Origin of the sequence: uncultured Nitrospira sp., assembly GCA_902500695.1 — a bacterium.
Lineage (GTDB): Bacteria > Nitrospirota > Nitrospiria > Nitrospirales > UBA8639 > Nitrospira_E.
Genome location: CABVRQ010000056.1, coordinates 1 through 24,754, shown reverse-complemented (window position 1 = coordinate 24,754; position 24,754 = coordinate 1). Strand labels below are relative to the sequence as shown.

The 24,754-nt window shown below is 49.9% G+C and carries 29 protein-coding genes; 18 read left to right on the top strand and 11 right to left on the bottom strand.

All coding sequences use genetic code 11. The features are described 5' to 3' along the window. Positions 1-413 precede the first annotated feature (413 nt). Both AAH187_RS13650 and AAH187_RS13645 read left to right on the top strand, forming a co-directional pair. On the top strand, positions 414-1,181 hold the full coding sequence (locus AAH187_RS13650) for an iron-containing redox enzyme family protein (RefSeq protein WP_342349015.1): 768 nt from the start codon (positions 414-416) through the stop codon (positions 1,179-1,181). A 128-nt stretch (positions 1,182-1,309) separates the two neighbouring features. After that, complete coding sequence (locus AAH187_RS13645; protein WP_342349014.1) at positions 1,310-1,723, top strand: CBS domain-containing protein; 414 nt, start codon at positions 1,310-1,312, stop codon at positions 1,721-1,723. A gap of 74 nt (positions 1,724-1,797) precedes the next feature. Here AAH187_RS13645 and AAH187_RS13640 read toward each other — a convergent pair whose 3' ends face one another. The 6 genes from AAH187_RS13640 to AAH187_RS13615 all read right to left on the bottom strand — a co-directional run bounded on the left by AAH187_RS13640 (position 1,798) and on the right by AAH187_RS13615 (position 7,125). Next, complete coding sequence (locus AAH187_RS13640) at positions 1,798-2,874, bottom strand: mechanosensitive ion channel domain-containing protein (RefSeq protein ID WP_342349013.1); 1,077 nt, start codon at positions 2,872-2,874, stop codon at positions 1,798-1,800. A gap of 182 nt (positions 2,875-3,056) precedes the next feature. After that, a complete protein-coding gene (locus AAH187_RS13635; RefSeq protein WP_342349012.1) occupies positions 3,057-3,515 on the bottom strand; it encodes a response regulator in 459 nt (152 codons plus the stop codon). A 405-nt stretch (positions 3,516-3,920) separates the two neighbouring features. Then, on the bottom strand, positions 3,921-4,706 hold the full coding sequence (locus tag AAH187_RS13630) for a methyltransferase domain-containing protein (protein WP_342349011.1): 786 nt from the start codon (positions 4,704-4,706) through the stop codon (positions 3,921-3,923). Then, positions 4,706-5,977 carry an NAD(P)/FAD-dependent oxidoreductase gene (locus tag AAH187_RS13625; protein ID WP_342349010.1) on the bottom strand — a complete coding sequence of 424 codons (1,272 nt, stop codon included), beginning with the start codon at positions 5,975-5,977 and terminating at the stop codon, positions 4,706-4,708. The genes AAH187_RS13630 and AAH187_RS13625 overlap by 1 nt, the downstream gene beginning before the upstream one ends. A gap of 26 nt (positions 5,978-6,003) precedes the next feature. Then, a complete protein-coding gene (locus tag AAH187_RS13620; RefSeq protein WP_342349009.1) occupies positions 6,004-6,615 on the bottom strand; it encodes a class I SAM-dependent methyltransferase in 612 nt (203 codons plus the stop codon). A 156-nt stretch (positions 6,616-6,771) separates the two neighbouring features. Beyond that, on the bottom strand, positions 6,772-7,125 hold the full coding sequence (locus AAH187_RS13615) for a TraR/DksA family transcriptional regulator (RefSeq protein ID WP_342349008.1): 354 nt from the start codon (positions 7,123-7,125) through the stop codon (positions 6,772-6,774). Between the two features lie 175 nt (positions 7,126-7,300). Here AAH187_RS13615 and AAH187_RS13610 point away from each other — a divergent pair, with 175 nt between their 5' ends. Next, positions 7,301-7,939 carry a carbonic anhydrase gene (locus tag AAH187_RS13610; RefSeq protein ID WP_342349007.1) on the top strand — a complete coding sequence of 213 codons (639 nt, stop codon included), beginning with the start codon at positions 7,301-7,303 and terminating at the stop codon, positions 7,937-7,939. A gap of 499 nt (positions 7,940-8,438) precedes the next feature. Here AAH187_RS13610 and AAH187_RS13605 read toward each other — a convergent pair whose 3' ends face one another. The 3 genes from AAH187_RS13605 to AAH187_RS13595 form a co-directional block, all read right to left on the bottom strand. Further along, on the bottom strand, positions 8,439-8,870 hold the full coding sequence (locus tag AAH187_RS13605) for a hypothetical protein (protein WP_342349006.1): 432 nt from the start codon (positions 8,868-8,870) through the stop codon (positions 8,439-8,441). 389 nt (positions 8,871-9,259) lie between these two features. Then, positions 9,260-9,844: a heme-binding beta-barrel domain-containing protein gene (locus tag AAH187_RS13600; RefSeq protein WP_342349005.1), complete on the bottom strand. Its 585-nt coding sequence runs from the start codon at positions 9,842-9,844 to the stop codon at positions 9,260-9,262. 111 nt (positions 9,845-9,955) lie between these two features. Further along, on the bottom strand, positions 9,956-10,693 hold the full coding sequence (locus tag AAH187_RS13595) for an SDR family NAD(P)-dependent oxidoreductase (protein ID WP_342349004.1): 738 nt from the start codon (positions 10,691-10,693) through the stop codon (positions 9,956-9,958). A 152-nt stretch (positions 10,694-10,845) separates the two neighbouring features. Here AAH187_RS13595 and AAH187_RS13590 point away from each other — a divergent pair, with 152 nt between their 5' ends. The 4 genes from AAH187_RS13590 to AAH187_RS13575 are packed head-to-tail and all read left to right on the top strand — an operon-like array spanning position 10,846 to position 14,946. Further along, on the top strand, positions 10,846-11,325 hold the full coding sequence (locus tag AAH187_RS13590) for a hypothetical protein (protein ID WP_342349003.1): 480 nt from the start codon (positions 10,846-10,848) through the stop codon (positions 11,323-11,325). Then, the gene (locus AAH187_RS13585) at positions 11,322-12,203 is read left to right on the top strand and encodes a sterol desaturase family protein (protein WP_342349002.1); all 882 of its coding nucleotides are present in this window, start codon (positions 11,322-11,324) and stop codon (positions 12,201-12,203) included. The genes AAH187_RS13590 and AAH187_RS13585 overlap by 4 nt, the downstream gene beginning before the upstream one ends. Continuing rightward, positions 12,200-13,846 carry a GH3 auxin-responsive promoter family protein gene (locus tag AAH187_RS13580; protein WP_342349001.1) on the top strand — a complete coding sequence of 549 codons (1,647 nt, stop codon included), beginning with the start codon at positions 12,200-12,202 and terminating at the stop codon, positions 13,844-13,846. Before AAH187_RS13585 ends, AAH187_RS13580 begins: the two co-directional genes overlap by 4 nt. After that, the gene (locus AAH187_RS13575) at positions 13,846-14,946 is read left to right on the top strand and encodes an enolase C-terminal domain-like protein (protein ID WP_342349000.1); all 1,101 of its coding nucleotides are present in this window, start codon (positions 13,846-13,848) and stop codon (positions 14,944-14,946) included. Before AAH187_RS13580 ends, AAH187_RS13575 begins: the two co-directional genes overlap by 1 nt. Before the next feature lie 280 nt (positions 14,947-15,226). Here the strand turns inward: AAH187_RS13575 and AAH187_RS13570 are convergent, their stop codons facing one another. Beyond that, entirely contained in the window at positions 15,227-15,589 is a 363-nt protein-coding gene (locus tag AAH187_RS13570) for a hypothetical protein (RefSeq protein ID WP_342348999.1), read from the bottom strand. 452 nt (positions 15,590-16,041) lie between these two features. Here AAH187_RS13570 and AAH187_RS13565 point away from each other — a divergent pair, with 452 nt between their 5' ends. The 11 genes from AAH187_RS13565 (at position 16,042) to AAH187_RS13515 (ending at position 24,380) form a co-directional block, all read left to right on the top strand. After that, a complete protein-coding gene (locus tag AAH187_RS13565; RefSeq protein ID WP_342348998.1) occupies positions 16,042-16,515 on the top strand; it encodes a toll/interleukin-1 receptor domain-containing protein in 474 nt (157 codons plus the stop codon). A gap of 75 nt (positions 16,516-16,590) precedes the next feature. Continuing rightward, positions 16,591-17,877, top strand: coding sequence for a DUF2130 domain-containing protein (locus AAH187_RS13560; protein ID WP_342348997.1), 1,287 nt, complete (start codon positions 16,591-16,593; stop codon positions 17,875-17,877). 509 nt (positions 17,878-18,386) lie between these two features. Further along, positions 18,387-18,851, top strand: a complete 465-nt coding sequence (locus AAH187_RS13555; protein ID WP_342348996.1) for a cytochrome c — start codon at positions 18,387-18,389, stop codon at positions 18,849-18,851. Positions 18,852-18,938: 87 nt separating this feature from the next. After that, entirely contained in the window at positions 18,939-19,535 is a 597-nt protein-coding gene (locus AAH187_RS13550) for a superoxide dismutase family protein (RefSeq protein ID WP_342348995.1), read from the top strand. 98 nt (positions 19,536-19,633) lie between these two features. Further along, complete coding sequence (locus AAH187_RS13545) at positions 19,634-20,149, top strand: cytochrome c (protein WP_342348994.1); 516 nt, start codon at positions 19,634-19,636, stop codon at positions 20,147-20,149. 28 nt (positions 20,150-20,177) lie between these two features. Next, positions 20,178-20,876, top strand: a complete 699-nt coding sequence (locus tag AAH187_RS13540; protein WP_342348993.1) for a c-type cytochrome — start codon at positions 20,178-20,180, stop codon at positions 20,874-20,876. Between the two features lie 30 nt (positions 20,877-20,906). Continuing rightward, entirely contained in the window at positions 20,907-21,290 is a 384-nt protein-coding gene (locus AAH187_RS13535; protein WP_342348992.1) for a cytochrome c, read from the top strand. A 59-nt stretch (positions 21,291-21,349) separates the two neighbouring features. Next, the gene (locus AAH187_RS13530) at positions 21,350-21,964 is read left to right on the top strand and encodes a DUF3365 domain-containing protein (protein WP_342348991.1); all 615 of its coding nucleotides are present in this window, start codon (positions 21,350-21,352) and stop codon (positions 21,962-21,964) included. A 50-nt stretch (positions 21,965-22,014) separates the two neighbouring features. Then, complete coding sequence (locus tag AAH187_RS13525; RefSeq protein ID WP_342348990.1) at positions 22,015-22,509, top strand: hypothetical protein; 495 nt, start codon at positions 22,015-22,017, stop codon at positions 22,507-22,509. A 401-nt stretch (positions 22,510-22,910) separates the two neighbouring features. Further along, positions 22,911-23,636, top strand: coding sequence for a ZIP family metal transporter (locus AAH187_RS13520; RefSeq protein WP_342348989.1), 726 nt, complete (start codon positions 22,911-22,913; stop codon positions 23,634-23,636). Positions 23,637-23,687: 51 nt separating this feature from the next. After that, entirely contained in the window at positions 23,688-24,380 is a 693-nt protein-coding gene (locus tag AAH187_RS13515; protein WP_342348988.1) for a glycerophosphodiester phosphodiesterase family protein, read from the top strand. Between the two features lie 45 nt (positions 24,381-24,425). Here the strand turns inward: AAH187_RS13515 and AAH187_RS13510 are convergent. After that, positions 24,426-24,754: hypothetical protein (locus AAH187_RS13510; RefSeq protein ID WP_342348987.1), on the bottom strand; the 329-nt coding region annotated here is incomplete at its 5' end.

The window sequence follows — 24,754 nt, the reverse complement described above, 5'->3', positions numbered from 1 at the left end:
ACTGGCTAAAATTTTCAGATTTGGTTTCCTTTTTTGCTTTTTCAAGTATGTTATGTCGTTGAATTCACTTTATTTGGAAAGAAAAATGATGTGGGCCAATGATATTAAATATGATAGGGTTTTGGTAGTTAGTATTTGTTTTGGTAATGAAAGTGATGCGTGTGCGTTCCAGGTAATCCTTAATTTCTCAAGCGTGGTTGCGTACTTGACCCATCCTGCTATTCTGAATGTTTGGGACAGAACTCCCTAGGAACCGGATATCATTTTCCAACGGTTGAATTTGTGGTTATCAATCCCCAAAAAATGAGAGACTTTAGATCAGCGCTTGAAATCCGAATGGTTATGAAATAGTTGAATTCAATCTGGACATTGATTGAATGGCAAATCCCCACATCATTAACCAGAGGGAGGGTATGTCCATTAAAAAACTATCTTCAGCAAAATTCCGCCTGCAATTGCTGGATATCATGGATCAAAAGCATCATTGGGCCTGGCCGCAGTTTGTCGGGCCATCCATGTCCAAACCGCAGCTCAAAATTCATTTCCAACAGGAGTATGTGTCATATGTTCGCGACTTCCCAGTATTCCTGGCGCGCATTCATGGGCAAAATCCTCCGTTAGAAGTCCGAAAAATGTTAGCCGAAAATATTTACGAGGAAGATACCGGAAGGCTGTCCTTGGGGACTTCACATCCTGAACTCTTTATGGAAATGATGGAGGGGTTAGGGTTTCGCTCACGCGAATTTGAGAAGATTCAGTTGTTGCCTGCTACACAGCGCTATCGAGCATGGTTGGATGGGGTTTCCAATAGTTCGGATTGGGTGTTGGGTGCAGCCGTCTTGACGATATTTGTCGAAGGTAGCGTTAATGATCGTGAGGAACTCCTCCATCCCGCCAAATCGAAAACTCGCCGTCATATTCACGAAAAGATTAAACATCATCCGCTGGTTCGGCATCAGGGGGCATCACCCCAAGCCATGGATCTCATTCGAGCCCATCAAATGGTTGAGACCGGTCATCGTCATGATGCGTATGCGATGGTGGTTCACTATGCTGGCACTCGGTCCCATCAACATAAAATTCTGGCCGCGATACAACGCACGTTGGATCTTTGGCTTCGCTATCGTGATGGAGTTGCCCGTGCCTGTGGGTTAAAGAAAAACGAGGGTAAAATCCGTTAAGGCGATGAGGGGGGGGGCCCTTGTTACAGTTGAAGGTTGATGGAAAACGAGAATGTGTTCAATCTGGATATTTTCTGGAATTTCCTCCACAATAGGCTTTTCCAATTTTAAAGAGGGAGGGAAATGACATGGCCACGATTGGGCAATTCATGACACGGGATCTGAGTTTCGTGACTGAGGATGCGAGCATTCAGGAGGCCGCCACACTCATGGTTAACAAGCGGATGAGTTCCCTGTTGGTGAAACATGATTCTGGATTTTCTGGAATTGTCACCGAATCGGATGTGGTGCGCGCGGTAGCTGAACAACCTGGCCAAGTTGAACGCTTGAAAGTGAAGGAACTGATGTCCAGCCCGATCATAACCGTAGCCCGGAATATGTCCGTCCATTATGCACGGGATCTCATGGCCGATCGAAAAATACGCCACTTGGCCGTCACGGGGGAAAATGGAGAAATCGTTGGAATTATATCGGTGCGGGATCTTTTGGCCTATTTTAAAACAGTAGCGAAGGAACTTAAAACATCTGAAGAGGATAAGTGAACCTGACCATAGCTGATCAGAGAAAGTATTGAATCCCTGAAATGATTACTGGTGCTGAGACATTTCTGGTGAGCTTACTCAATTTTTGCTGATTCGGCTTGTTGAATCAGGAGGGACAAGCGCTCTTCTTCTTGTCGAATGCGCGTAATCCGTTGTTCAATCCAGGGGCCGATGTGTTCTTTCTTTGATTTGGCTTGACCCTCCAAGACAGCGATTTCCTCTCGAATCGCTTCACGCTGCTCTTTTAACGCCTCTATTTGTGCCATCGCGTCGGCTTTGTCAAAGATCAGGGATTCAGGGTTACTCTCCTCCGCGTTTTCTTCTCCATACGGCAATTCTGAAGATTGGGGTGGCAAGACTCGAAGACCATCCGCCAGCCGGCGTTGATTCATGACCACGGGAGAGACAATTTCGATTCCGGCATCATGTAGGGTCGTGAGCATTTTCCCGCGAAGCTTTGACCGTGCACTGAGCAATTGTTTGACTTCTTCTAAAAATCCAGATACTCGATAGGTTACGGAGTAATCCCCAAGCTCCATGATGTGGACGAACGGGTCTTTGAGATTCGCGGCGAGAGCGGCTTCAGCTAACAGTTTTTCAATGGTCTTGTGGGAAATATCATAGCCTAACGACACCGTGGCGGAGACAATCGTGCCGGAGGAACGAAGTACCGTAATCGGGTGAGACACTAAAAATAAGTTGGGAAGAGTCGTGAGGTCGCGTTCTTCTGTTTGTATTTCCGTGTGAAACAAGCCTCGTTCTGTGACCCGCCCGAATTGATTCTCCACGCGAAGAAAATCGCCCAACCGAAAACTTTGCATGCCTCGCAACATAAGGCCTGCCAAGGCATTCGAGACGAAGGTCGTAGAAGAAAGAGTAATGACTGCTGTGATCAACAGCGCCAAGAGCTGGAAAAGTTCTTTGTGAGTTTCTTTGTCGAGAGGAAGGGCCAGGAGAATGAGCACAATCCCGACGCCCACCAGCAACAACATCCCCACACGGGCGGAAAATCGATCTTCCTCTTTCAGCCCTCCATTGCGGCGAAAGAAAAACCAATGAGCAAACCATAAACCTGAGCTGACCAGTGCGAGGACAAGTAAAATTGGGAGAAAAATCGGGAGGGTTGCAAAAAAGTGGTCTAGGAACGTCATAATGTTCAGAACAGATAATACCACATTATGCCCGAATGTTCGGGGAGGATAAAGCTAAAAGCGCAAAAGAATAAACAGGAGGAGCTATGCCAAAAAGCCCCATCCTCGAATTTCTGTCTCTGTCCAGAGAAGCGAGTGGAAATCTTTTCCTTGAGACCATCCAAAATAAAGAAAGAACAACCTCAAGCAAACCAGTTGAGATGTCGTGCTGCTATGGCATCGGCCACGGCGGTGTGTAATTTTTTCCGATCGACCGGCTTGACCAAATAATCGGTAATTCCTTGTTTCATGAGCTGTGTGGCCAGATCGATATCGGGAAACCCGGTTAGAACGATCAACGACACGCTGGGGTATTCACGTTGAAAATGTTTTATGGCTTCTATGCCATTGATATTGGGCATCCGAATATCCGTGATAATGACATCAATGACCATTGGATGTTCTCCTTCGTTGAGGATGCGGATAGCTTCCTCACCATCTTCCGCGTCCGCCACGTAGTAGCCTTCTTTTTCCAGGACCATTCGAACAACTTTGCGAATGGCGGCTTCATCATCAACGACCAGTACTCCGCCCCGATAGCTCTGGCCGGAAAACATTCCTGCGGTTCGTTTGGTAGTGCCCGGTACATAACTCGTGTTCATTGGGAATCCTCCTTGAAGCCTCGTATGAAGTCCAATGAAATCTCTCCGCCAAAAAAGCAGCTGAAGCCTTCCGTAATGTATGAAGCATTAATAACCATCAATATCCTGCAACGAGTGTGCCCTGATGGGCTGCTATGGGAATGTGGCCCTGTCTTGGATAACAGCCCTGAAAATTAATAGGAAACATGGAAACGCTGATTATAGTTTTTATGAACAGGGAGAAGAGAGGTTCAATGGAGATGTCTACTGAAGATTCACTTCGCACCCATCGTAGACATATTGGTTGTATGGAGCAGCCTAAAAAGCCGGAGAAAATGAATTCGAGTCCCTTCCCGTTGGGTAAATAGGTTCTCCAAAATTTTGAGTTCGTTGTGATATGGCTTGAAGAGAGAAATGTGGGTGGGATCACATCGTGAGCTTACGTGCAATCACGGAGGTGGTGGAATGGTACAGGGACCAATGGGTGGAGTTCTGTGAGAGTCTGACATACTGTTGAATGTCTTCGGGTGAGCATAACCCGGTCCTTAAATATTCCTGTTCGAGGACCAGAGCCGATTCCGCCATCACCTGAGCCATTGGCGAATTTCCAGGACACAGATGCATGAGAGATTGAACCCTGACGATATGAAATCCTGATTCTTGCAGTGTGTGTGGAAGCCGGAGAGCATAGGCCGGATCTAATCCAACATTGCTGAACATCCGGCAAATGGCTCGGTTCACTCTTCCTTGCGGCGTCCCTTGCCCCTGGTCCGGCAATGTTGCCGAGGTGAAGTCCGGTTCTTCGAAGATCGCCCAGCCTCCTGGCTTAAGAAGAGAGCACAATTTTTTCAGCATTGCTTTCGCTTCTTGATTATGAATCAGGACATACCGGCAATGAAGGAGATCAAAGGATTGTTCTAATGGAACATTAAGAAAGGAGCCCTGGTAAATTTGAACATGCGGAGCATCATCATGGTGAAGATACGTGGTTTTCTTGTCGACGCCCACAACTAGTCCCGTCGGTCCCACCTGATTTCTCAGCCACCGCAATATGGATCCGGCCCCTGCACCAAGCTCCAGACAATGCCACCCTGGTTGGATTCCTGTTTCCTCCAACAGGCTGATGGTCGTCGGATCGTTCGCGGCTTCAACCAATTGTAACCGTCGATATTCACGGTCTTCAGATTTGTTGTCGAAAATATACTGACTCATCACCCTTCCTCTACTGCCGGTTGTTTCATGATATCCAAGGCCGCATGGCATCCGGTCACATACCCTGTCGCCCAGGCCCATTGAAAGTTAAACCCGCCGATGCGGCCATCGCAGTCTAGCATTTCTCCAATCACATAGAGCCCAGGCATGTGTCGGGAGCCCATGGAATGAGGGGATATTTCTTCAAGAGGGACCCCTCCGGCCGTGACTTCGGCAAAGTTCCATCCGCGTGATCCGATGACGGGAAGAACAAGGTTCGTGAGTGTCTGGACCAGATTCCGGCGAGCCTCTTTGGACAGGAGATTAACCGGAGTGTCAGAAAGAGGAGGTTTTTGGATATTCGCCAGCATGGTGGCCACACGCGTGGGTAAATGTTCCGCTAACAGCGTGAGGACGAGTTTTCGTCCGGGAAGGGAAGCTGCCTGAATTAGCCAATTTTCCACATCCTGGTTGGAGCGGTGAGGGAAGCAATCGAGATGAAGACGGACAGCCTCTCCTTGCGCGGCCGCGCGAACCCAAACCCGGCTGGTATCCAAAACCACCGGTCCACTGATGCCGAAATGTGTCCACAATAAGCTGCCGGTGCGACGATCGATGGATTTTCCGGCTACGATAGTTGTGAGTGTGACATTATGGGAAATGCCTGAAAGCTCCGCATGGAAAAACGAGGACTCAAGGAGCAAGGGCACCAAGGCAGGATAGGTGGCGGTGACGGTATGTTCCAACCGTTGGGCCAATCCCCAACCTGATCCATCGGATCCGGTTTTGGGGAGAGACCGGCCACCAGTCGCGAGAATGACTCGTTTGGCCCGAAGCGTTCCCTGGGAATGTTGGATCAAGAATTCCTCTCTTTCCCTGGTCAGGTCCCGAACGAGGTGCTGAGTCAAAAGAGAAATGCCCAGTGCCTCGCACCGCCTGAGGAGCCCATCGAGGACTGTTCGGGCTTTGTTACTTACGGGAAACAGTTTGCCGGTGGCTTCGGTCTGTAACGGGACTCCCAAAGAGTCAAACCATCGAACGGTGGCCTGTTCGTCGAAGCGGCGAAGGATCCGTTCAATCAACTTTCTGTTCCCGTGAAAATCGGAAGCGGTGACACGTTGATTGGTGACGTTACATCGTCCCCCACCGGAGACCAGAATTTTGGCCCCGATGGTTTTGGCGCCGTCCAAAAGAGTTATGGAAAGATTGGGGTTTGTCTCCGCAGCAAAAATGGCGGCTGCCAGCCCTGCTGCTCCTGCCCCGATGATGGCGATATCGATGTCTGAGGGCATAGGCAACGTCTGGAGCGAGCGAGAATCTATACGGGTTGGGAGTCAGACGATTTACGAAACAAGACGACGTTCTTGTGCAAATAGATGATTTCCCCTCCCCATCGTGAGTTCAGCCATTCCCAGGTCGCGTGTGAAAAAAAGCAGACATGCGTTGGATCTTTGAGGTAATACCAATCCAGAAACGGTCGATCGGGTGGCGCCAGTTGAGTCATGATTCCCAATAGGCCATCAGCCTTCAGTCGTGCCCATAACCGGTCAAATTCCTGTCCGGGATGGTGCAGATGTTCGGCCACTTCCGTGGCTGTGATGAAATCATAGGTTTGTTCCAGGACAGCAGGATTGTACGCATAAAAGGGGTCGTAAATCGACATGGTATGTCCGGACTCTTGAAGCATGAGAGAGAGGGTTGGACCCGGACCAGCCCCAAAATCCAATCCGGAACTATGAGGACTCAGGCGTTTGTGGAGTGGTTCGGCTAACTGGTTTAAAAATTTTCGATAGCCCGGGTCTTCAGAACAGTTCTCATGGTGGTCGTACTGTTCTTTTTCCTCGTTGGGTGAGACGTAATAGGCGGGCGGAACGAAAATGAGCCGACAGTGTCCGCAGGAGAAGTATGGCCGACACCGGTCGTTTCCCACTAATGTGGATTCCGGTTTGAAGCACAGTGGGCAGTCATGAGAAATAGCGATATGTCCCCTGCGTGAGGATTCAGGATGAACAAGGAGTGGGCCTGTACTCCGCGTTCATTCGTTGATTCCGGTGCGGGACGGGTCGATGTACAAGGCCTGTGACAATTATCGATTCCTTCCATCGGCACAAGCGATACAGAGGGGAGCGGTGGGATCCACGACCAACCGTTTTCTGGAAATTTCTTCCTCGCACCTCAGACACCAGCCGAATTTGCCGTTTTCGAGACGTTGGAGGGCTGATTCGATCCGCTGCAGTTGGATGTGTCGCCGTTGTTGAGCAGCTTGAGCCATGGCTTGTTGTTGCAGGGCATCCATGCGTGAAACGCGCCCGATCGTCGTTTGGTCCAGTTCCACTGGTTGGGCGGCTTCCTGGGCGGTGGAGGATACGGCCAGCAATTCGTCCTTGAGGGTCAGGAGCGTGGCTCGAAAATGGTCGGGATTGGAAATTGGTTGTGTCATGAGGCAAGAATCAAAGAGGACTATACGTCTCTTGTCATATAAAATGGTTACGTGAGAACAGACATAGGACGCTATTGGGTTTAGGCAATGGTGGTAGCAATGTACCCCAGCCAGACCGTGAAAGGCCAATGGGCGACAAAAGGTCATTAGGGAAATCTTTTAGCAGGGAGAGCCAATGGAAAATTTATTGAAAGGGTTGATCAAGTTCCAGAAAGAGGTGTTTTTAAAAAAGAAAGAGTTATTCACCGGGTTGTCCGGTCATCAAAAACCAAGAGCCGTATTTGTGACCTGCTCGGATTCACGGATCGATCCCGCATTACTTACGCAAACCGAACCGGGGGATTTGTTTATTATTCGTAATGCGGGGAATTTAATTCCGACCTATGGCGCGGCCATCGGGGGAAGTACGGCCTCAATTGAATATGGGATCTCTGTCCTTCAAGTTAAAGATATTATCGTGTGCGGACATACGGATTGCGGTGCCATGGGAGCCTTGTTGCATCAGGAGAAACTTCAGGAGCTTCCTGCTGTCAAAGCGTGGCTACAACATGCCGAGACCACGGTGCGAATTATGAAGGATCTGTACGCGCATTTGCAGGGAGATGAGTTGTTTGCCGCCACTATACGGGAAAATGTGTTGGTTCAGCTCGATCATCTTAAAACGCATCCGGCGGTCGCAACGGGGTTGCGTCGGGGAAATTTGCGTCTGCATGGATGGGTCTATTCCATCGGGACGGGCGAGGTGTGGGTGTATGACTGGGAGAAAAAACAGTTCATTGACCCTGGAGAAAAGAAAGGACCAGCCATTATTTGATCCCGTTTTCTCCAAATCATTCAGCATTCACCTGCCGTTTTCGGCGGAATGCTGGAGGTGAGAGGAAAGGGGCCTCCGATGGTTCAAGCAAAAAAGATCGTGGGTCTCCGTCTTGTGGCCAGTGAAGGTGAACGCATGGCAGGGATTTCTGATCCGGTTTTTGGGATGGATTTGAACCACCGGGGATCTGCAGGTCCATGCCTTCCTTCGTGGAAACGTCATGCCCCGGTTTGAGGGAGGTGAGCGGGAACTCGTGTCTCATGATTGCATGTCTAAATGCAATCCAATATTGAGCTTTTGTCCGAATGGCGGTGCCTGAATTAAATGACAGGGGTAGACATTTTCCGTTGATCTTAGGCTGGGACGTGTAATTTGCCTGATTGTTTTGGGAGAACGGCCCGAATTGATCAATGGTGTGAGCCATTTCCAATTCGGGCCACGCGAGATATTGGAGGTGATCAAAGGTTTTGCAGCTTACTGGATGTTCAACATCCCAGCGTTATTTCGGCCACCGTTTCCATTCTTTATTTTTTGAGTCAAACCACCATTGGGGGCCACTTAAATAGATTTTTTTATGGCATTCTAAGGAATCCCGTTGATTGGTAGGCCATTCTTTCCATTCTTTACTTTTGGAATCAAACCACCAGTCCGGTCCATCAGTGTTCAGATGTTGATGTTCCTCGAGGGTCCAATGAGTTTTTTCTGAGGGCCATTCTCGCCATATATTATTTTTGGAATCAAACCACCAGTCCGGGTGCTGAAGATATAACTGATTATGCCCCTCTAGCGTGATTCTCCCTTCACTGTCCCACAGATTGGCATGTTGTTGACAAAAATCATTGGTTTTTACATTGCCTTGAGCCATACCAGACGTGGCGAATGCACAACTGATGAGAAGAATAACGGCGGTAATAATTCCATATCTTTTCACTGGCAGCCTCCTTCATTGAGCACGCAAATTAATAAAATAATATTGTCTATTCACGCCCTTCTTTCTACCCTTTGGAAATGACAGAAGACAGCCCAGAGCAGAGCATTATTTCAGAAGAGACGATGAATTACTTGAATGGTAATGAACGATTGGGTCCGGACAGTAGGGATAATTTTGTTAGGTAAATCCGGATTTTGTCCAAAAGATAAGTCCTGGTTTCACAACAAGCTTTGGGAATAGGCATTCCGGTTGTTTGAAATGGATTAAGAATGTGGGGATGGGAGAGTAAGTTAAGGGATTAAATGACGTAATCCCGATCGGAAGGTATTTCTTTCGATGCAAGCAGGAAGCATGTTTTTTTTAATAATTATAAATACGCGTCAATGATGTTAGACGCGTGTCAGTGTGTTGAGATCAGTGTGGTGAAATATTTCCTGGCGCCCCGCAATCTGCAATTGGGTATCTTCCTTATAGCTGAACTTCCAGGGTTCATGAATGGTTACGGTTAATTCATAGCGAACGGTTTTCATGACTTCATCTAAAAAGGGATTGGAAAGAATGCCGTACACCGCGGACCCGACGTCAGCGGCCAAGTGAAATTCTTTTGCGTCAGCTTCAGCCGTGCCTCCGGCATTCACCGCCACGCCTCTGGGGACCATAAAGCACCGGATCACCAGTTTTCTCTCGGCATCCCATAACCAATAGCCCACTTCTTCGTGAAACGGCTGTTCTTGAATCAGCGGCCAGGCCACCGTGGAATATCGAAGTCCATAGAGAACTTGTCGTCCGTTAACCACAGGGCCAAGGGGCGTGAATGTGATGCGTTCCCGGAAATGTGTTTCTCGGGCACTCTGATGGGAATGGGCGATGTCGGTTCCCTGATCGCCTTCCCAGATTCCCGCTAAGGAAGCTAAGGGGCCCAAGTGTGCGACGATTTCGGCATCATCAGATTCGGAATGGTGGGTTCCGGTCATGGGAATAGGCTCCTTTCAGGAAATGGTGAGCACGGAGTGTCATGAGGTGACGTGACTTGTGATCTGCAATAAAGGACTGTATCAAATCTTGGAAATGGTTCAAGCCATTTTTCAAGACCACCATATTCGAATTGACTGCATCCAACGGATACCATGAATGGCCAGGCCTGCTAATTTGGGGACGCTCAGTTGCATGGGTTTTGTTTTCAAGCATTGGATAATATGGCCTGCGGCTTGATCGGCGGTCATCATTAGTGGCTTCCAAGACGCCTTGGGCAGCTTCGTATCCACAAAGCCAAAGCGAATATTGGTCACGAACACACCATGCGAACGGAGCTTTAAGGCCATTGAAACCAAATAGTTGCTGAAACCGGCTTTCGATGCCGTATAGGAAGGGGAGTCGGCGTTGTAAAAATCATCGGCGAGACTTGACAGGCCGATAAAGTGCCCCCGTCCTCGCTCAAGCCAGCCGGGGGTGAGGGCGGCCAGGGTTCGCACCATCGACGTGAAATTCACGTCAATGACGTGGCCTTCTTGTGAGAGGTCAGGCAGTGTCAACCGCGAGCCGATGGCCGCGCAAAATATGCAAGCGTCAAAAGGCTCTTCTTCGGCAAGAAGAACTTGTAGGACCTGAGGATACTCGGGAGCGGCGATGTCTTGCGCAATATGTCGAGGCCCATCCCCACCAAGTGGACTAGGACTTCGGGAAAGACCCACGACTCGATCTCCTTGAGCCAACAGGGCTCGAGTAACGGCCGCTCCAATTCCATCGGAATTGCCTATGAGTAAATACGTTTTTGGCATGGCCTTTTGAATGCCAGGGTCACAAAATCTTCTCAATCCTGACATGAAAAACACCCTATGTGAAGAGAGGAATCGACAGGGGCAAAAGGAAGTCTTAAGGGCCTATTGCGTCATGACCGGAAGGTTTGTCTGACATCGATTCCTGGTGGAAGACCCTATAAGTTCGATATCAAACTAACCGATACAGAGAGTGAGCTATGTCTGTAGATGGAAACACCCAAAACCCGGCCAAATGGTATGCCCTGGTTTTATTCATGTTGACCGGACTCTTTATGTTTAGAGTCGTAGCCCAATTGATTCAAGTCTGGCATCCGGTCGCGTTTCTTCCATCATTCGAGGCCTGGCAGAGCGGAGCCTTATCGTACCCGATGTTGTTGTTGTTTCAAGTTGCGATTCTGTGGGTCTGTCTGCGGATTGTGTGGCGGATGTTTAAGGGGATGGAGGTGGCCGTCCCGAAAAAAGGCCGAATCCTTCTTTATCTGTGTGGACTCTATCTGGCGGTGATGGGTATTCGTTTACTGATTGGCCTGACAGTGGCTCCGGATCATTTTTGGTTTGGGGCCGTTCTCCCTACTATATTTCATTTTGTGCTTGCCATTTTTATGTTGGTGTATGGTTGGTATCACGCCTTGGCCGCCTACCCATCCAAACTCATTCACCATGAGGCGAAGGCGTGAGCACTCTGGTCCGTTACGGAGTGTACCCCGGTGTGCTGGGTCTGGGAATTCTGTTCCATGTGGTCATGCAGCAGATGGGCATGCATCTTCAACTCGCAACCTATCTGCCGGTGGTGCTGGGGGCTCTCATGATTTCCGGTCTGGAATGGCAAATCCCATGTCGTCAAACCTGGTGGGCGGACAAGCGCGATATGGGACAGGACGCCATCTTTATGGCCTTCATCCAAGGTGTGCTCCCGCTGGTCTTAGCCTTTGCCGTGTCTCTGACACTGCTGGATTGGCTGCGTGTGCATGAGTGGTCGATGGGAGTCTGGTGGCCTCATCATTGGCCCGTTGCGGGTCAGATGGTGTTGATGATGGTGGTCGCGGATGGATTGCGCTATTGGTTGCATCGATGGGCGCACGAGTGGGAAACGCTTTGGCGAGTTCATGCCGTCCATCATTCACCCCATAAACTCTATTGGCTGAACGTGGGACGGTTTCATCCGATCGATAAAGGGCTGCAATTCGTGCTCGATTCTCTGCCATTTTTGATGATTGGTGTGGAGGAAAAAGTGTTGGCGCTGTATGTGGTGTGTTACGCCATCAACGGCTTTTTCCAGCATAGCAATATTGACCTGCGGCTCGGCTGGCTGAACTATGTGGTAAGCGGGCCCGAGTTGCACCGTTGGCATCATTCCCAATGGAAAGAAGAGTCAAACCATAATTATGGCAACAATTTGATTGTGTGGGATTGGGTATTTGGAACCCGGTATTTGCCGGACGAGCGTCAGGTCGAGAATCTCGGACTGTTGAATCGGAGCTATCCGATGTCTTTCTGGAAACAAATGACCACCCCGTTTGTTCCGGGGGTTGATAAGCAAACGATTGCCTCATGAAGTCCGCCCATCTATTACTGAACGCGGAGCTGCACGCGCAGATGGTGATCTGCAGGCGTCGGTGGTGGGATTCGTTTATGGACCAGTTGCACCGGCCACAGGCGGTCCAGGATTTGGTCTTAAAACGCATCTTACAAGCCCAAGCGTCTACCGTCTTTGGGCAGACCCATCGGTTCCATGTACTGAAAGGCTCACGGGAATTTCGTCAGGAAGTGCCGATTCACACCTACGAGGATCTCCGTCTGCCCATCGAGGATCAAGAAGCCCGCAAAGAAGCGAGGCTGAATGGGGAGCAGCCGCTGACCTATGCCCTGACGAGCGGAACCACCGGGAAACCAAAATTGATACCTGTGCTTCACCAAACCCGGGAGGCCTTGCGTCATTATCAGTGGCTCAGTACCTATGCGCAGTACCAGGCTGTTCCTTCGATATTCGACGGCAAGATGCTGGTCATTGCCGGACTTGAAGTGGAAGGGTATTTGGCTACTGGCACCAGTTACGGCTCGATGTCAGGGTTGTTGACCGCTGCCTTGCCGGCTGTCCTTCAGCAGAAGATGTTTCTCCCGAAATGGCTTCCTGAGGTTAAAGATTACCAGGAAAAATATGTCTATTTGGCCGCCAGTGCCTTGGCAGAGCCCGATCTGTCGGTGGTGGCCACGGCGAATCCTTCCACTTTTTTGAAATTATGGGAAATTGGGCGTCTCCATTTCCCGCAGCTGGTGGAGATATTGGCTTCCCAAAGTTCAGGATCTCGGGAAGGCCATGTTCCCCTTCCCCTGATTTCCCGGCAAAGATTGAGCCAATTGCAGGCTTTCATTGGGCATGAAGACCGAATGACCGTGGAAGAACTGTGGCCACATCTCAAGGCCGTCGTGACCTGGATGGGAGGCAGTTGCGGGGTCCTGGTACCTAAACTGAGGGCGAGCCTGGCTCCCGAGACCGCTATTATCGAGATGGGTTATCTCTCGAGTGAATGTGTGGGCAGCGTGAATGTCGATCCACACACGAATCGATGCGTGCCTGCCATCCAGGAAAACTTTTTTGAGTTTGTGTCTCAAGCAGATTGGGAAGCCGACCGTCGGCACACCGTGACCGTTGAGCAATTGGAAGAAGGGCAAAAATACTATGTGGTGGTCACCACGGCTAATGGTCTCTATCGCTATTTCATGAATGATCTTGTTGAAGTGACAGGCCGTTATCATCACACTCCGACCATCGCGTTTATCCAAAAGGGAAAAGGGGTTACCAATATTACCGGCGAGAAACTCTATGAATATCATGTGATAGAGGCGATGGAAGCCGTACAGAACAGGTACCGGGCCACAGTGGACTTTTATGTCATGCTGGCTGATCCTTTTGTCAGACAATATACCCTCTATGTTGAGCAATCATCGCTGGAATGGTTTGAACGGGACAAATTCGAAAAAGAGCTCGCCAGGTGCAATGTGGAGTATCAGGCCAAACGCCAAAGTGGGAGGCTGGAAGCGGTACGGGTGGTGAATCTTGAGCCGGGAACGGGGGAAGCGTATAAGGCTCATTGTATCCAACAAGGGCAGCGGGACTCTCAATTTAAAGTCCTGAAGTTGCAATATGCCAAAGACTGCTTGTTTGAATTCATGAAATACAGGAGAAATCCATTCTGATGTCCCTTATGCACTTGTCCCAGACAATGTTGGAGATTCCTTTTAACCAGGTTTTCACGCATGCGACTGCGACGCGTGCCTGCACGGAAAGTGTGTTGGTGAAGGCGACAAATTCCCAAGGACTGATCGGTTTAGGGGAGGGGTGTCCCCGGTCGTACGTAACGGGAGAAACGTTGAAGACTGCACAAGTTTTTTTTGAGACCAATCGTCCGTCATGGGAAAATTTGCAAGGGCTGGAAGATCTGCGCACCTGGATGGCTGACAACGTCAAACGTATTGATGCGAACCCTGCCGCCTGGTGTGCGGTGGAGTTGGCACTGTTGGATCTCTGGGGACAAGAATCAGGACAGTCTCTCGAAGCTCTCTTAGGCCTATTCGAAGTCGCGGGATCATTTCACTACTCCGCGGTCTTGGGGACCGACAGATTGATCACCTTTCAAAAGCAGGCGACGCAATTTTTGGCCTTGGGTTTTGTGGATTTCAAGGTGAAGGTCTCCGGTTGTCTTGAAGACGATCAACATAAAATCGATATTCTCAAAGGGCTGGGCTTAGAGCATCTGCGTATCCGGCTAGATGCCAACAATCTTTGGAAGAATCCGGAAGAAGTTGTGGCCTATCTTGAGGCCCTTCATTTTCCATTTCTAGCGATTGAAGAGCCCTTGCAGGTCGGCGATTATGAAGGATGCCGAAGGCTCAACCGACAATCGGGGCTTCCGGTTATTTTGGATGAGAGTTTTTTGCGCGCAGACCAATTCTCAAAGGTGCAATCCGATCCTCAATCCTGGATCATCAATATTCGTATCTCCAAAATGGGTGGATTATTGAGATCTCTGCGCGTGGCGAAGCAAGTGAGGGAAGCCGGCATTCCCATAATCATTGGGGCGCAGGTGGGTGAGACGAGTATTCTTACTCGAGCCGCACTCACGGTCGCCCATCAATGTCGCGCAAGTCTCCTGGCTCAGGAGGGGGCCTTCGGAACCTATCTTTTAGAACACGACATCACAGATATCCCTCTCATGTTTGGCAAAGGAGGCAGGCTGGAGGCTTCGTCCATCAGCAATCATTGCGGTCTTGGGCTGACGTTTGCGCACTTTACGTAAGCCTGATTTCGTCTGTTATCTACCCGAAAATTTCAATGAACCGATTGACGGCCCGGTCCTACCTTGTTTTGGTAGACAGATTCGTTGAAATGCCTGAACCACCTCGATTCTTGTAGGATTCCTGCTTCACGAGGAGTGTATTGCCAATCCTTGTTGGGCGATTTCAACATGCGGGTGATCCGAAAGGACACGCCCTGTTTCAATCAGCCATATTGAACCCTTCTTTCATTCGTTGCGTGTAGCACAGGAATTTCCATGATAGAAGAAATACCTTTTGGTTTTATTTTAATTTGGATGTAGCCTTGTCCATGGCTTCCTTCAGGCTAGACCATCCACTCTCGACGCCAGATTTCACATTGTCCCATGCTTGTTCAGTCCCCACCTTCACGTCTTCCCAAGCTTCTTCGCTCGCGGCCTTTACTTTCTCATACTCATGCTTGCCAGATTCGAGTTTGGTCTGAAGGCCTTTAATCTTATCCTCCAGGACACCGAGCCGTTCATGACATTCTAGTTTGGCCTGTCCTTCCAGTGTTTCTGCCTTGGTCTTTAATTCCTTAATTTTGATCGAATATTCCTGAACAGTAGACTCCCAGTCGGTAAGCTGGGTTTCTATCTTTTGTTGATATACCTCTTTCAACCCCATAACACATCCTCCTTAGTTAAAAATCAAACATTCATTAATCGACCAGATCAAAAATACGACTCATCCCTATGAGAGCCATCAGGATGATGAATCTTTAAACTGTCGCTCATATTTTAAAGCTTATGAGTGAGCTGTTGCATCATCGAATTTTTTACAACACCAGTTGGGATGTTTGGACGCCAGGGCCATAGCATTGTCGCAATATTGCCGAGGCCGTGCTCGGTTTGGGGAGAGTTTACCTCAGTTTTAACCGATTTATCTCAGGGTGTCTTTTTTTTTGGCTTGGTAGGGCACCGTCATGTTCCCTGGAATTACCTCCGAATGTAGGTTCCCGTGCACATGTTCCCCAAAAATTGGAAGTACCTCAAATTCCTGTACATTTTCAGAGGGGTTGGCTACGATGATGTGCGAATGAGCCAAATCTCTACCATTCAGTTATGAAAAAGAAGATCATGGTCTTTATATCCTATGCTAGGGCCAACCGGGACCTAGCCGCACGATTTTTGAAAAAATTTAAAGAGCAAGCCGCTCCTTCCAAGCAGTACCATTACACCTTTTGGCGGGATAACGATATTCTGGTTGGCGAAAAATGGCATGAAGAAATTCAACAGGCCATAGGAGAGTGCGACGTGGGATTGGTCCTGGTCAGCCCTGCGTTTCTCGGGTCACAATACATTCAGGATCACGAACTTCCTAAATTTATGAAGGGTGGAGGCAAGCCGGTTATCCCGGTTATGTTGCAACCCATTGATTTAGAGCGCCATGATTTGAAAGGCTTACAGCAGAAGCAAATCTTCCGGCTCGATCGCCCGCGGTTCGCCTCGTCAAAAGCCTATGGCGAATGTTCGGGTTCCCAACGTGATCAATTTGCTTTGGACCTGTTTCGGCAGGTTGAAGCCCGTCTGGATAAAGTTGTGGCGAAATAATCTTTAGAGAACTAATCATGGCCTGGTCGCACGAATGAGATTTTTATTATTGAATGGAGATCAAAAAACAATCCTATGACCGAACCTACGATTACCTGTCCTCAGTGCAAAACGGAAATCAAGCTGACTGAATCGCTTGCGGCACCTCTTCTCGAAGCCACTAAACGGGACTTTGAGCAACGACTTGCTCAAAAGGATGCTGATGCGGCCAAACGTGATGCCGTTTTGCGTGAGCGTGAGACTTTACTCGCCAAATCCCAAGAGACGTTTGAAGAGCAAGTCGCCGACAAACTTAAGCTTGAGCGGAACAAAATCGCTACAGAAGAAGCCAGGAAAGCCAGGCTGGCACTGTCAAATGATCTTGATCAGAAATCTAAAGAAATACGTGAAATTCAAGATATTCTTAAGCAAAAGGATGAAAAGCTTGCGGAAGCACAAAAAGTCCAAGCCGATCTGCTCCGTAAGCAACGGGAACTGGATGACGCCAAACGCGAATTGGATCTCACCATAGAAAAGCGCGTACAGGAAGGACTCACCGCCACGCGGGATCAGGCAAAAAAAGAAGCCGAAGAAGGGCTCAAATTTAAAGTCATGGAGAAAGAGCAGACCATCGCTTCCATGCAAAAACAAATTGAAGAACTCAAGCGTCGGGCTGAACAGGGATCCCAACAACTTCAGGGCGAAGTGCAGGAGCTCGAACTCGAAGCGATGCTTACCTCGAAGTTTCCACTGGATCAGATTCAACCCGTGGCAAAAGGCGAGCATGGCGGCGATGTGCTGCACCGGGTCGCCAGCTCATTCGGCCAAGCCTGCGGAACCATCTTGTGGGAATCGAAGAGAACCAAAAACTGGAGTGATGGCTGGCTCATCAAGTTACGCGAGGATCAGCGGCAGGCCAAAGCTGAAATCGCGATCATGGTGAGCCAGGCCTTACCCAAAGATGTGGATACCTTCGAATTCATCGACGGGGTCTGGGTCACCCATCCCAAAGTCGCCCTGCCCCTGGCCATTGCCATGCGTAATACCCTCATGGAGGTGGCTGGCGCTCGTCAGGCCTCGGAAGGGCAGCAAACCAAAATGGAGATGGTGTATCAGTATTTGATGGGTCCGCGTTTCCGGCAAAGGGTGCAAGCGATCGTGGAGGGGTTTTCCTCGATGAAGGAAGACCTTGATAAGGAGCGGAAAGTCATCATGAAGCAATGGGCTAAACGTGAAGAACAAATTGATCGGGTGATGATGGCGACGGTGGGCATGTATGGAGACCTTCAAGGCATCGCCGGAAAAACCATGCAGGAAATTGAAGGGCTGGAACTCCAGGCCTTAGATGCGCCCAAGGACGAATCAGACGGGAAATTGTTGTAAAAACTTCCACCTCTGCTTTCCCCAATATAGGCAAAGGCTTGGTTCTGGCATGATCAAGCCCGTATCGACTCATTCTCTGGAGTCTTCCAGGTAGGTACCACAATTCTGCTGAGTCATTGTGGCATCCAGCAATATTTCTCACCTTTACATCAACACATGGTTTTCGGCCTTCTCTGGTTTTTGCCTTCGGTTCCAGGGGACTAGCCTTTCCGGTAATAGGTCTGTCCTGTAAAGCCAAACCGCTTCCTTTAAAAAAAGATCATTGCTGGACGGATAGGAGAGGTTCCCTTTCAGTGTCGCACCGATTGTGCCTCACACCACACGACACAGGGTTGGGGGAATTTGTCCATCTACGTGGTCTAAGGAGTGGTGCAAATTGCCTCACTTCCATGATTGGAAATTGAAAACAGTAGAAAAATAACCACTTTTATATTGGCACGTAATTTGGAACGACATACAGAAACAGGGCAGGAGCCGAATCTATATTACTAAACAAGGAGACAGTCCTGATGCGAATATTGAGGCAAAAAATTCAATCGAAAGCCTGGATCATCGTCACAATCGTTTCCTTGGCCTGTGCTTCGGTTTGGGCGGGAAGCGCCGGGGATCTCCAGCCCCGGATCCCATCCGATCGCATGGAACAGGCCCTATCCTTTACCAATCCCTTCTCCCCCACAGAGGAATTTATTGCGAGCGGAAAAAAATTATATGAAGGCAAGGGTTGGTGCGCCTTTTGCCATGGATACGAGGGGACAGGGGCTCCGACCGCGGGTCGAACTTTTCCTCCTGATATCAAGTTGCCGACCAATTTTGCGGATGCCGCCTGGCAGGCAGCCAGAAGTGATGGGGAGCTGTTCTGGGTTCTGATTCATGGGAGTCATGGTACCGATATGGTGGCCTATATGCCGCAGTATATTACGGATAAGGAGGCCTGGCAGATCATTTCCTATCTCCGAACGTTTGGAAGAACATAATGGCGGATCTATGTTCATAAGAAGACACGCGATCGGGTGAAAGGACTTCATCTCTTTTTCATATATAGATATGTAAGGAGGGACATCATGCAAAAAAACCACTTCAGAATATGTCAGATGACAGGGTTTGCCGCTCTGATGGTGGCTGTCCTGTCAGGTTGTAGTCACTATGGGAGTCACAACATATCGAAAACGGCCAACGCGACGATTCAAGGCTGTACGGACCCGGCCATTTCGGGAACTGCCACTCTCAAAGAATTTGAATCTGAAGAAGGGATTAAAAAACTGTATGTCCAGATGGAGGTGGACGGATTAAAGGATGGCAAGCATGCAGTCCATATTCACGAGGTCGCAAGCTGTCAACCATGCGGGGCTGCAAAAGGCCATCATGATCCAGGGCCTTTTGGCAAGTCCACGCCTGACGCACCGGACTTCAATCATCCCTTTCACATGGGGGATTTGGTGAATATGACGGTTGTCAACGGAGTCGGAAAACTCAATGCGGTGACCACCAGGGTTGCCTTATCGGATGGCCGGTTAAGCGTGTTTGATGATGATGGCAGTGCGTTCATTATTCACACGAACGAAGATCTCTATTGTGATCAGGATAGCGAACTCAATCCGGGATGTGCCGGGGGTGCCCGTGATGCCTGTGGAATCATTGAACCGGTATCATCGATGTAGGCAGAACAGTCTCGACTTGACCGGCGGGCAAAGGAAGGAGTTGGCATATGCCACGTGTGGTTGCAGGATATACAGAAGGAAAGACAGAAGGAGGCATAATGAGACAGACAGTTCAATGGACAAGTGGATTTGTCCTGGCGCTGGCGGTGAGTGGATCGCCGGTGGCGGCACAAGAACATGGACATCAACAGATGATGATGCCGCGCGTCCCGGCGGACAAGCTGGCTGAAGCCAAAGCCCTGAAGAGCCCGTTGCCGTCCTCACCGGAAACCGTCGAAAAAGGCAAGACGATTTATGAGGGCAAGGGCACGTGTATCAATTGTCACGGGGTGAGTGGACGCGGCGATGGCCCAGGTGCGGCGACACTCAATCCTCCGCCTCGGGTGTTCCGGTCACATGGGTTTTGGAAGCATCGGGCTGAAGGGGAAATTTTTTGGGTGATTAAATACGGATCGCCGGGGACGGGGATGATTCCCTTTGGTGGAATGCTTTCGGATGAAGAGATCTGGACAGTGATGCAATATGAGCAAAGCTTTTCCGGAGGATCACATGGCGGAGGGGGAGGTCCTCAGGGAGGCGGAAGGCACAATGGTCGGGGCATGATGAAGCACTAAATGGTACGGGGCAGATGAAAGGCAGGTGATGGGGGTGAGTGTCTTTGGGATAGATTGTCGAACGACATCCGGGTTCATCAATGGGGCCGTTCTCCTTGTCTGGATACTTGTAGGCTTTTTGGTGCCAGCAAGGGCAGCCGATCTCACGAATGAGGGAGAAGGCATCGTACAATCGACCTGTGTGGGTTGTCATCGAATTCATGGTTCGCCAATGCCGCGCTCCACAAAACAAGCGCCGGACTTGATCTGGGCGGGTAATAAATATCAACGAGACTGGTTAGTGGTCTGGCTCCAAAATCCGAAGGAAAAACTCTACCCGGTCGGTTACGATTTCAAGTTCAAACGTAAGGGGCGCCATCTTGCGCTCTTACCCGGGGAAGCGGAAAAGGTTGCTGATTTCTTGAGCACCTTGAAGGATGTGAGAATCACCGAAGGCTTGATGAAACCGGGCACATCGGCAGAGCTGGCCAGGGGGGAGCAACTCTACCGTGAGCATGTCTGTCAAAATTGCCATTGGACGCCGGCGGACAACCCGCGTGGCTATACGGGCGGGACGTCCAGCACCTCTTTCGTGAATATGGGGAATCGTCTCCAGGCCGATTGGGTCTATCGCTTCAATCTGAACCCTGATGACTTTGTTCCGGGAAGTGGAGCCTATATTCCCAATCCTTCGCTTCCGGAGAAGGATATCTATGCAATCACGACGTACATGATGACGTTCAAATAACCATAACAGATATCCATAGGAGGGTGGCAGATGAACAAGTGCTTCAGTTGGATGAAACAAAGAAACCATATGAGGAGTTTTTCGATATTGGGCCTAGGGCTCGCGTTAATAATGGTCATGACAAACCTGGCTCTTGCCGGTGGGGGGGATGTCGAAAAAGGTCAAACGTTGTTTCGGCAAACTTGCGGGCATTGTCATGGATTGAACGGGAAGGGTGATGGTGCGATTGCCGGATACACAAATCCTCCTCCCGCCAATTTAACCAGTCAGAAAACCCAGTCTAAGTCAGACGATGAACTCAAAGACGTCATCATGAACGGTCGCCCCGGCACCTCTATGGTCAGCTTTAAAGATGCAATAACGGAAGGGCAATTTAACGATCTTCTTGCCTATCTCCGTTCTTTGAAACAGTAAAAAGCGTTTGGTGAAGAATATGTAGTTCCTCCTGTATAAATCTGAAGAGGAGCTTGGCCATGATCGCAAAAGATATGTTCATTTCGTTCAGGACATTGCTCGGTGTGGCGGTCACCTGGTTCGTGTTGTTCATTGGGCCAGTTACGGCTGACCCTGGCGAACGGGAACAAGCTGCTGAAAAAGTCACTGGGGCGTTCCTGCAAGAGTTGAGTGAGGCGATGATCAGGGAAATGACCAAAGGGGGTCCGGTGGAAGCCATCAAGGTCTGTGCCGAACTGGCGCCAGAGATCGCCAACCGCCTGTCACGGGAAAACGGGTGGCGGGTGACCCGCGTAGGAACTCGTGTAAGGAATCCTTTGCTTGGCATGCCGGATGCGTGGGAACAACACGTTCTTGAAGGGTTTGCTGCGCGAGCCGCAAAAGGGGAAGCGTTGGCTGGGATGGGACATGGAGAGTTGGTCTCAGAGCCGGATGGAGAATATTATCGGTTCATGAAAGCCATTCCGGTTCAGCCCAAGTGTCTGCTCTGTCATGGGTCGACTGAGACCATTCCGGATTCGATCAAAACGATGTTGAAGCAGCGGTATCCATTCGATGCAGCCACCGGTTACCAGGTCGGAGAGTTGCGTGGGGCAGTCAGCATCAAGCAGCCACTTGGCAAGCCAATCCGCTAAATCGAATGGTTTCGGTCCCTGGCGGCCGGATCATAAAAACGGAGTGAGGGATGAAGCTGGAGAAGATCGGAGGGGGAATCGCCATTGCCGCCTTCATGTTATGGTCGAGCGTTGGATTCTCTGTCGCAGAGACTGATCATTCTGCGACACACAATCTGGAGCACGAGATGCCGAAAACCCCGTTAATGAATCGGATGGCGTTGGATCTTCCTCCGGCGGCGCAAGAGGGTTTAAAGTTGACCATGCGGGAGCACCTTGAAGCCATTGATGCTATTGTCGCGGCCCTGTCCCAAGAAGACTTTGCCAAGGCGGCAATCCTGACCAATGAGGAGCTGGGTTTCCCGAAACACCATGTGGCCATGCAGCGTGAGCAGGGTGCCATCTTCCCGCCTGAATACCATAAGCTAGCCATGGCGCATCATCAAGCAGCGGAAGCCATGGGCGCGGTGATTCCGACCAAAGACCTCAAGCAGATTCTCCCTCACCTCCAGCAGACCATCCACGCCTGCGTGAAATGCCATCAAGTCTTCCGCTTGCAGGATTGAATTGTGAAAGTTTGTTTTCACCACTCCCAAGAGTGGACGAACGATGTGTACTTGTAGTAGCTCCTGACCGGTTTGTTATTCTGAGCCCCCTTCAACTTCGCTCAGGGCGGGCACGGCGAAGAATCTGTGCCTAGGTTGAGAAGCCCCAGGTATCAGCGAGATCATTCGTTTTAGCCAGGATGACATTGCCTTCCAGGGTTTGTTGTGTTCGTGAATAGCATAGAGTTTATGGTGAATTGGCTGGCAAATATAGAACAGGTTTTTGTAATTAAAGCAAGAGATTTTCATAATTATTGTTTCTCTTGAGTGTTAGGACTAGAATTCTCCCCTTATTTTGTTTTGCCTGCAGAATATTGGCAGGTATCTTTTTACAAGCCTTCCACACATAAAACGATTTCCTGATGAACACCCACTACGGATATGCCATCCTGGCCAGTCTCCTTGCGGCCGGTGTCACGACCACAGGTCTCTATGTCATTCGTCGGTTTGGAACGTGGGGACAACACAATGCCACCTATTTTTCCTGTTTCGCGGCAGGTGTGCTGATCTCGGTGGCCTTTCTCCATATCATTCCTCACGCTTTCCACATGAACGAGCAGGCCCCACTGTATTTATTGGCAGGCTATCTGGCCTTTCACCTAATCAACCGATTCATTCATGCCTATGTCTGCGATAGTACTCCCGACACCGCCATTGGACTGATTCCTTTGCTCGGGATCGGTCTGCATTCGACGCTGGATGGCGTAGTCTATGCCATCACGTTTAGCGTGAGTGTCTTAACCGGAACGTTAGCGGGTATCGGCATGGTCTTGCATGAGTTTCCGGAAGGGATCGTCACCTATGTGCTGTTACTTCGCAGCGGGTTCACTCCGAAAAAGGCATGGCTATTGGCCTTTGTGGCTGCGGCTCTCACCACACCGATTGGGACATTGTTGGCAATCCCCATGATTCATCAGATCAATGAGTCATTCCTGGGTGCGCTGCTGGCGGTTTCAGCCGGGGCATTTGTCTATGTGGGAGCCACGCATCTTCTGCCCTTGGCCGAGCGGGAAGAACGTCCTTACAGTCTGGCGGCCATGGGAGCCGGCGTTCTGGTCGCACTCGGCATCATCCTCACTCATGCGTAATGGGACCACTGTTACTTATCGGAATTCTAGTCCAGAGGAAATTGCATACATATGACAAGGTCAACTAATCGGGTAAGGAATCTTCTTCGGATCGGACATCGGGGTGCAGCGGGGCATGCGCCGGAGAATACGCTTATTGCTCTGGAAATGGCGGTCACATTGGGTGTCGATATGGTCGAATTTGATGTCCGGCGAACGGCAGATGGGGCCCTGGTACTCCTTCATGATGATTTAGTCGACCGGACGACAAACGGGGAGGGAAGGATTGAGAATTTGTCGCTAAGGTTTCTGCGGGAATTGGATGCCGGAGGGGGTGAAAGGATTCCGCTCCTTGAAGAAGCTCTCTCGTGTCTCAATGGACGGACAGGGGCGATGATTGAGCTAAAGGTGAGGGGTATCGCCGCTGACGTCTGCGCTTTGGTGAAGGCGGCTGACTTTCAGGGGACAGTGATGTATGCCTCATTTTTTCATGAGGAACTGTTACCGGTGAGAAGGTTGTTAGGAGACGCTTTCACCTTGGCGTTAATCGAAAACGTGCCTATACCTTACACGGCCTTTGCCACCGCCGCTCAAGCGACCCATGTGGGAGTGGCGTTGGATGCTGTGACGCCTTCGCTTCTAAAGGCGTTTCAGGAGCAAGATTTTAAGGTGTTCGTCTATACGGTTGATGAGCCTGAAGATATTGCCCGAATGAAGCAGCTGGGAGTCGATGGGATTATTTCCAACTTTCCCGACCGGATCTAGTCCGGCTTGCACTAAATTGCGTGTTCAGAAAAACTGGATTTCCTACTAGTTGGGAACCATAAAGTCGTAATGACCGACCAAGCCATCCGACCTTTCTCCCAATGTGTCCGGCGCATAGTCCACTATCACCCTCTCCAGGTCTATTGTTGTGAGCCCGGCATCCAGAATAACCACATCCATTGGGAGTAATTTCTGGTTCAGTTCATTGTTGGGGATTTGGTCGCCCCGGAAATAGAGCTGTGTGACGAGTTTCGGCTGCCCTGGAGGTAACAGTTGAAAGTGTAGGTGGGAAGGGCGATACAGTCCGGCCTCCAGGTCGATGGGGTAAAAGCCGGGCACAATGGTTTTGAACCAATAGTCTCCCTGTTCATTGG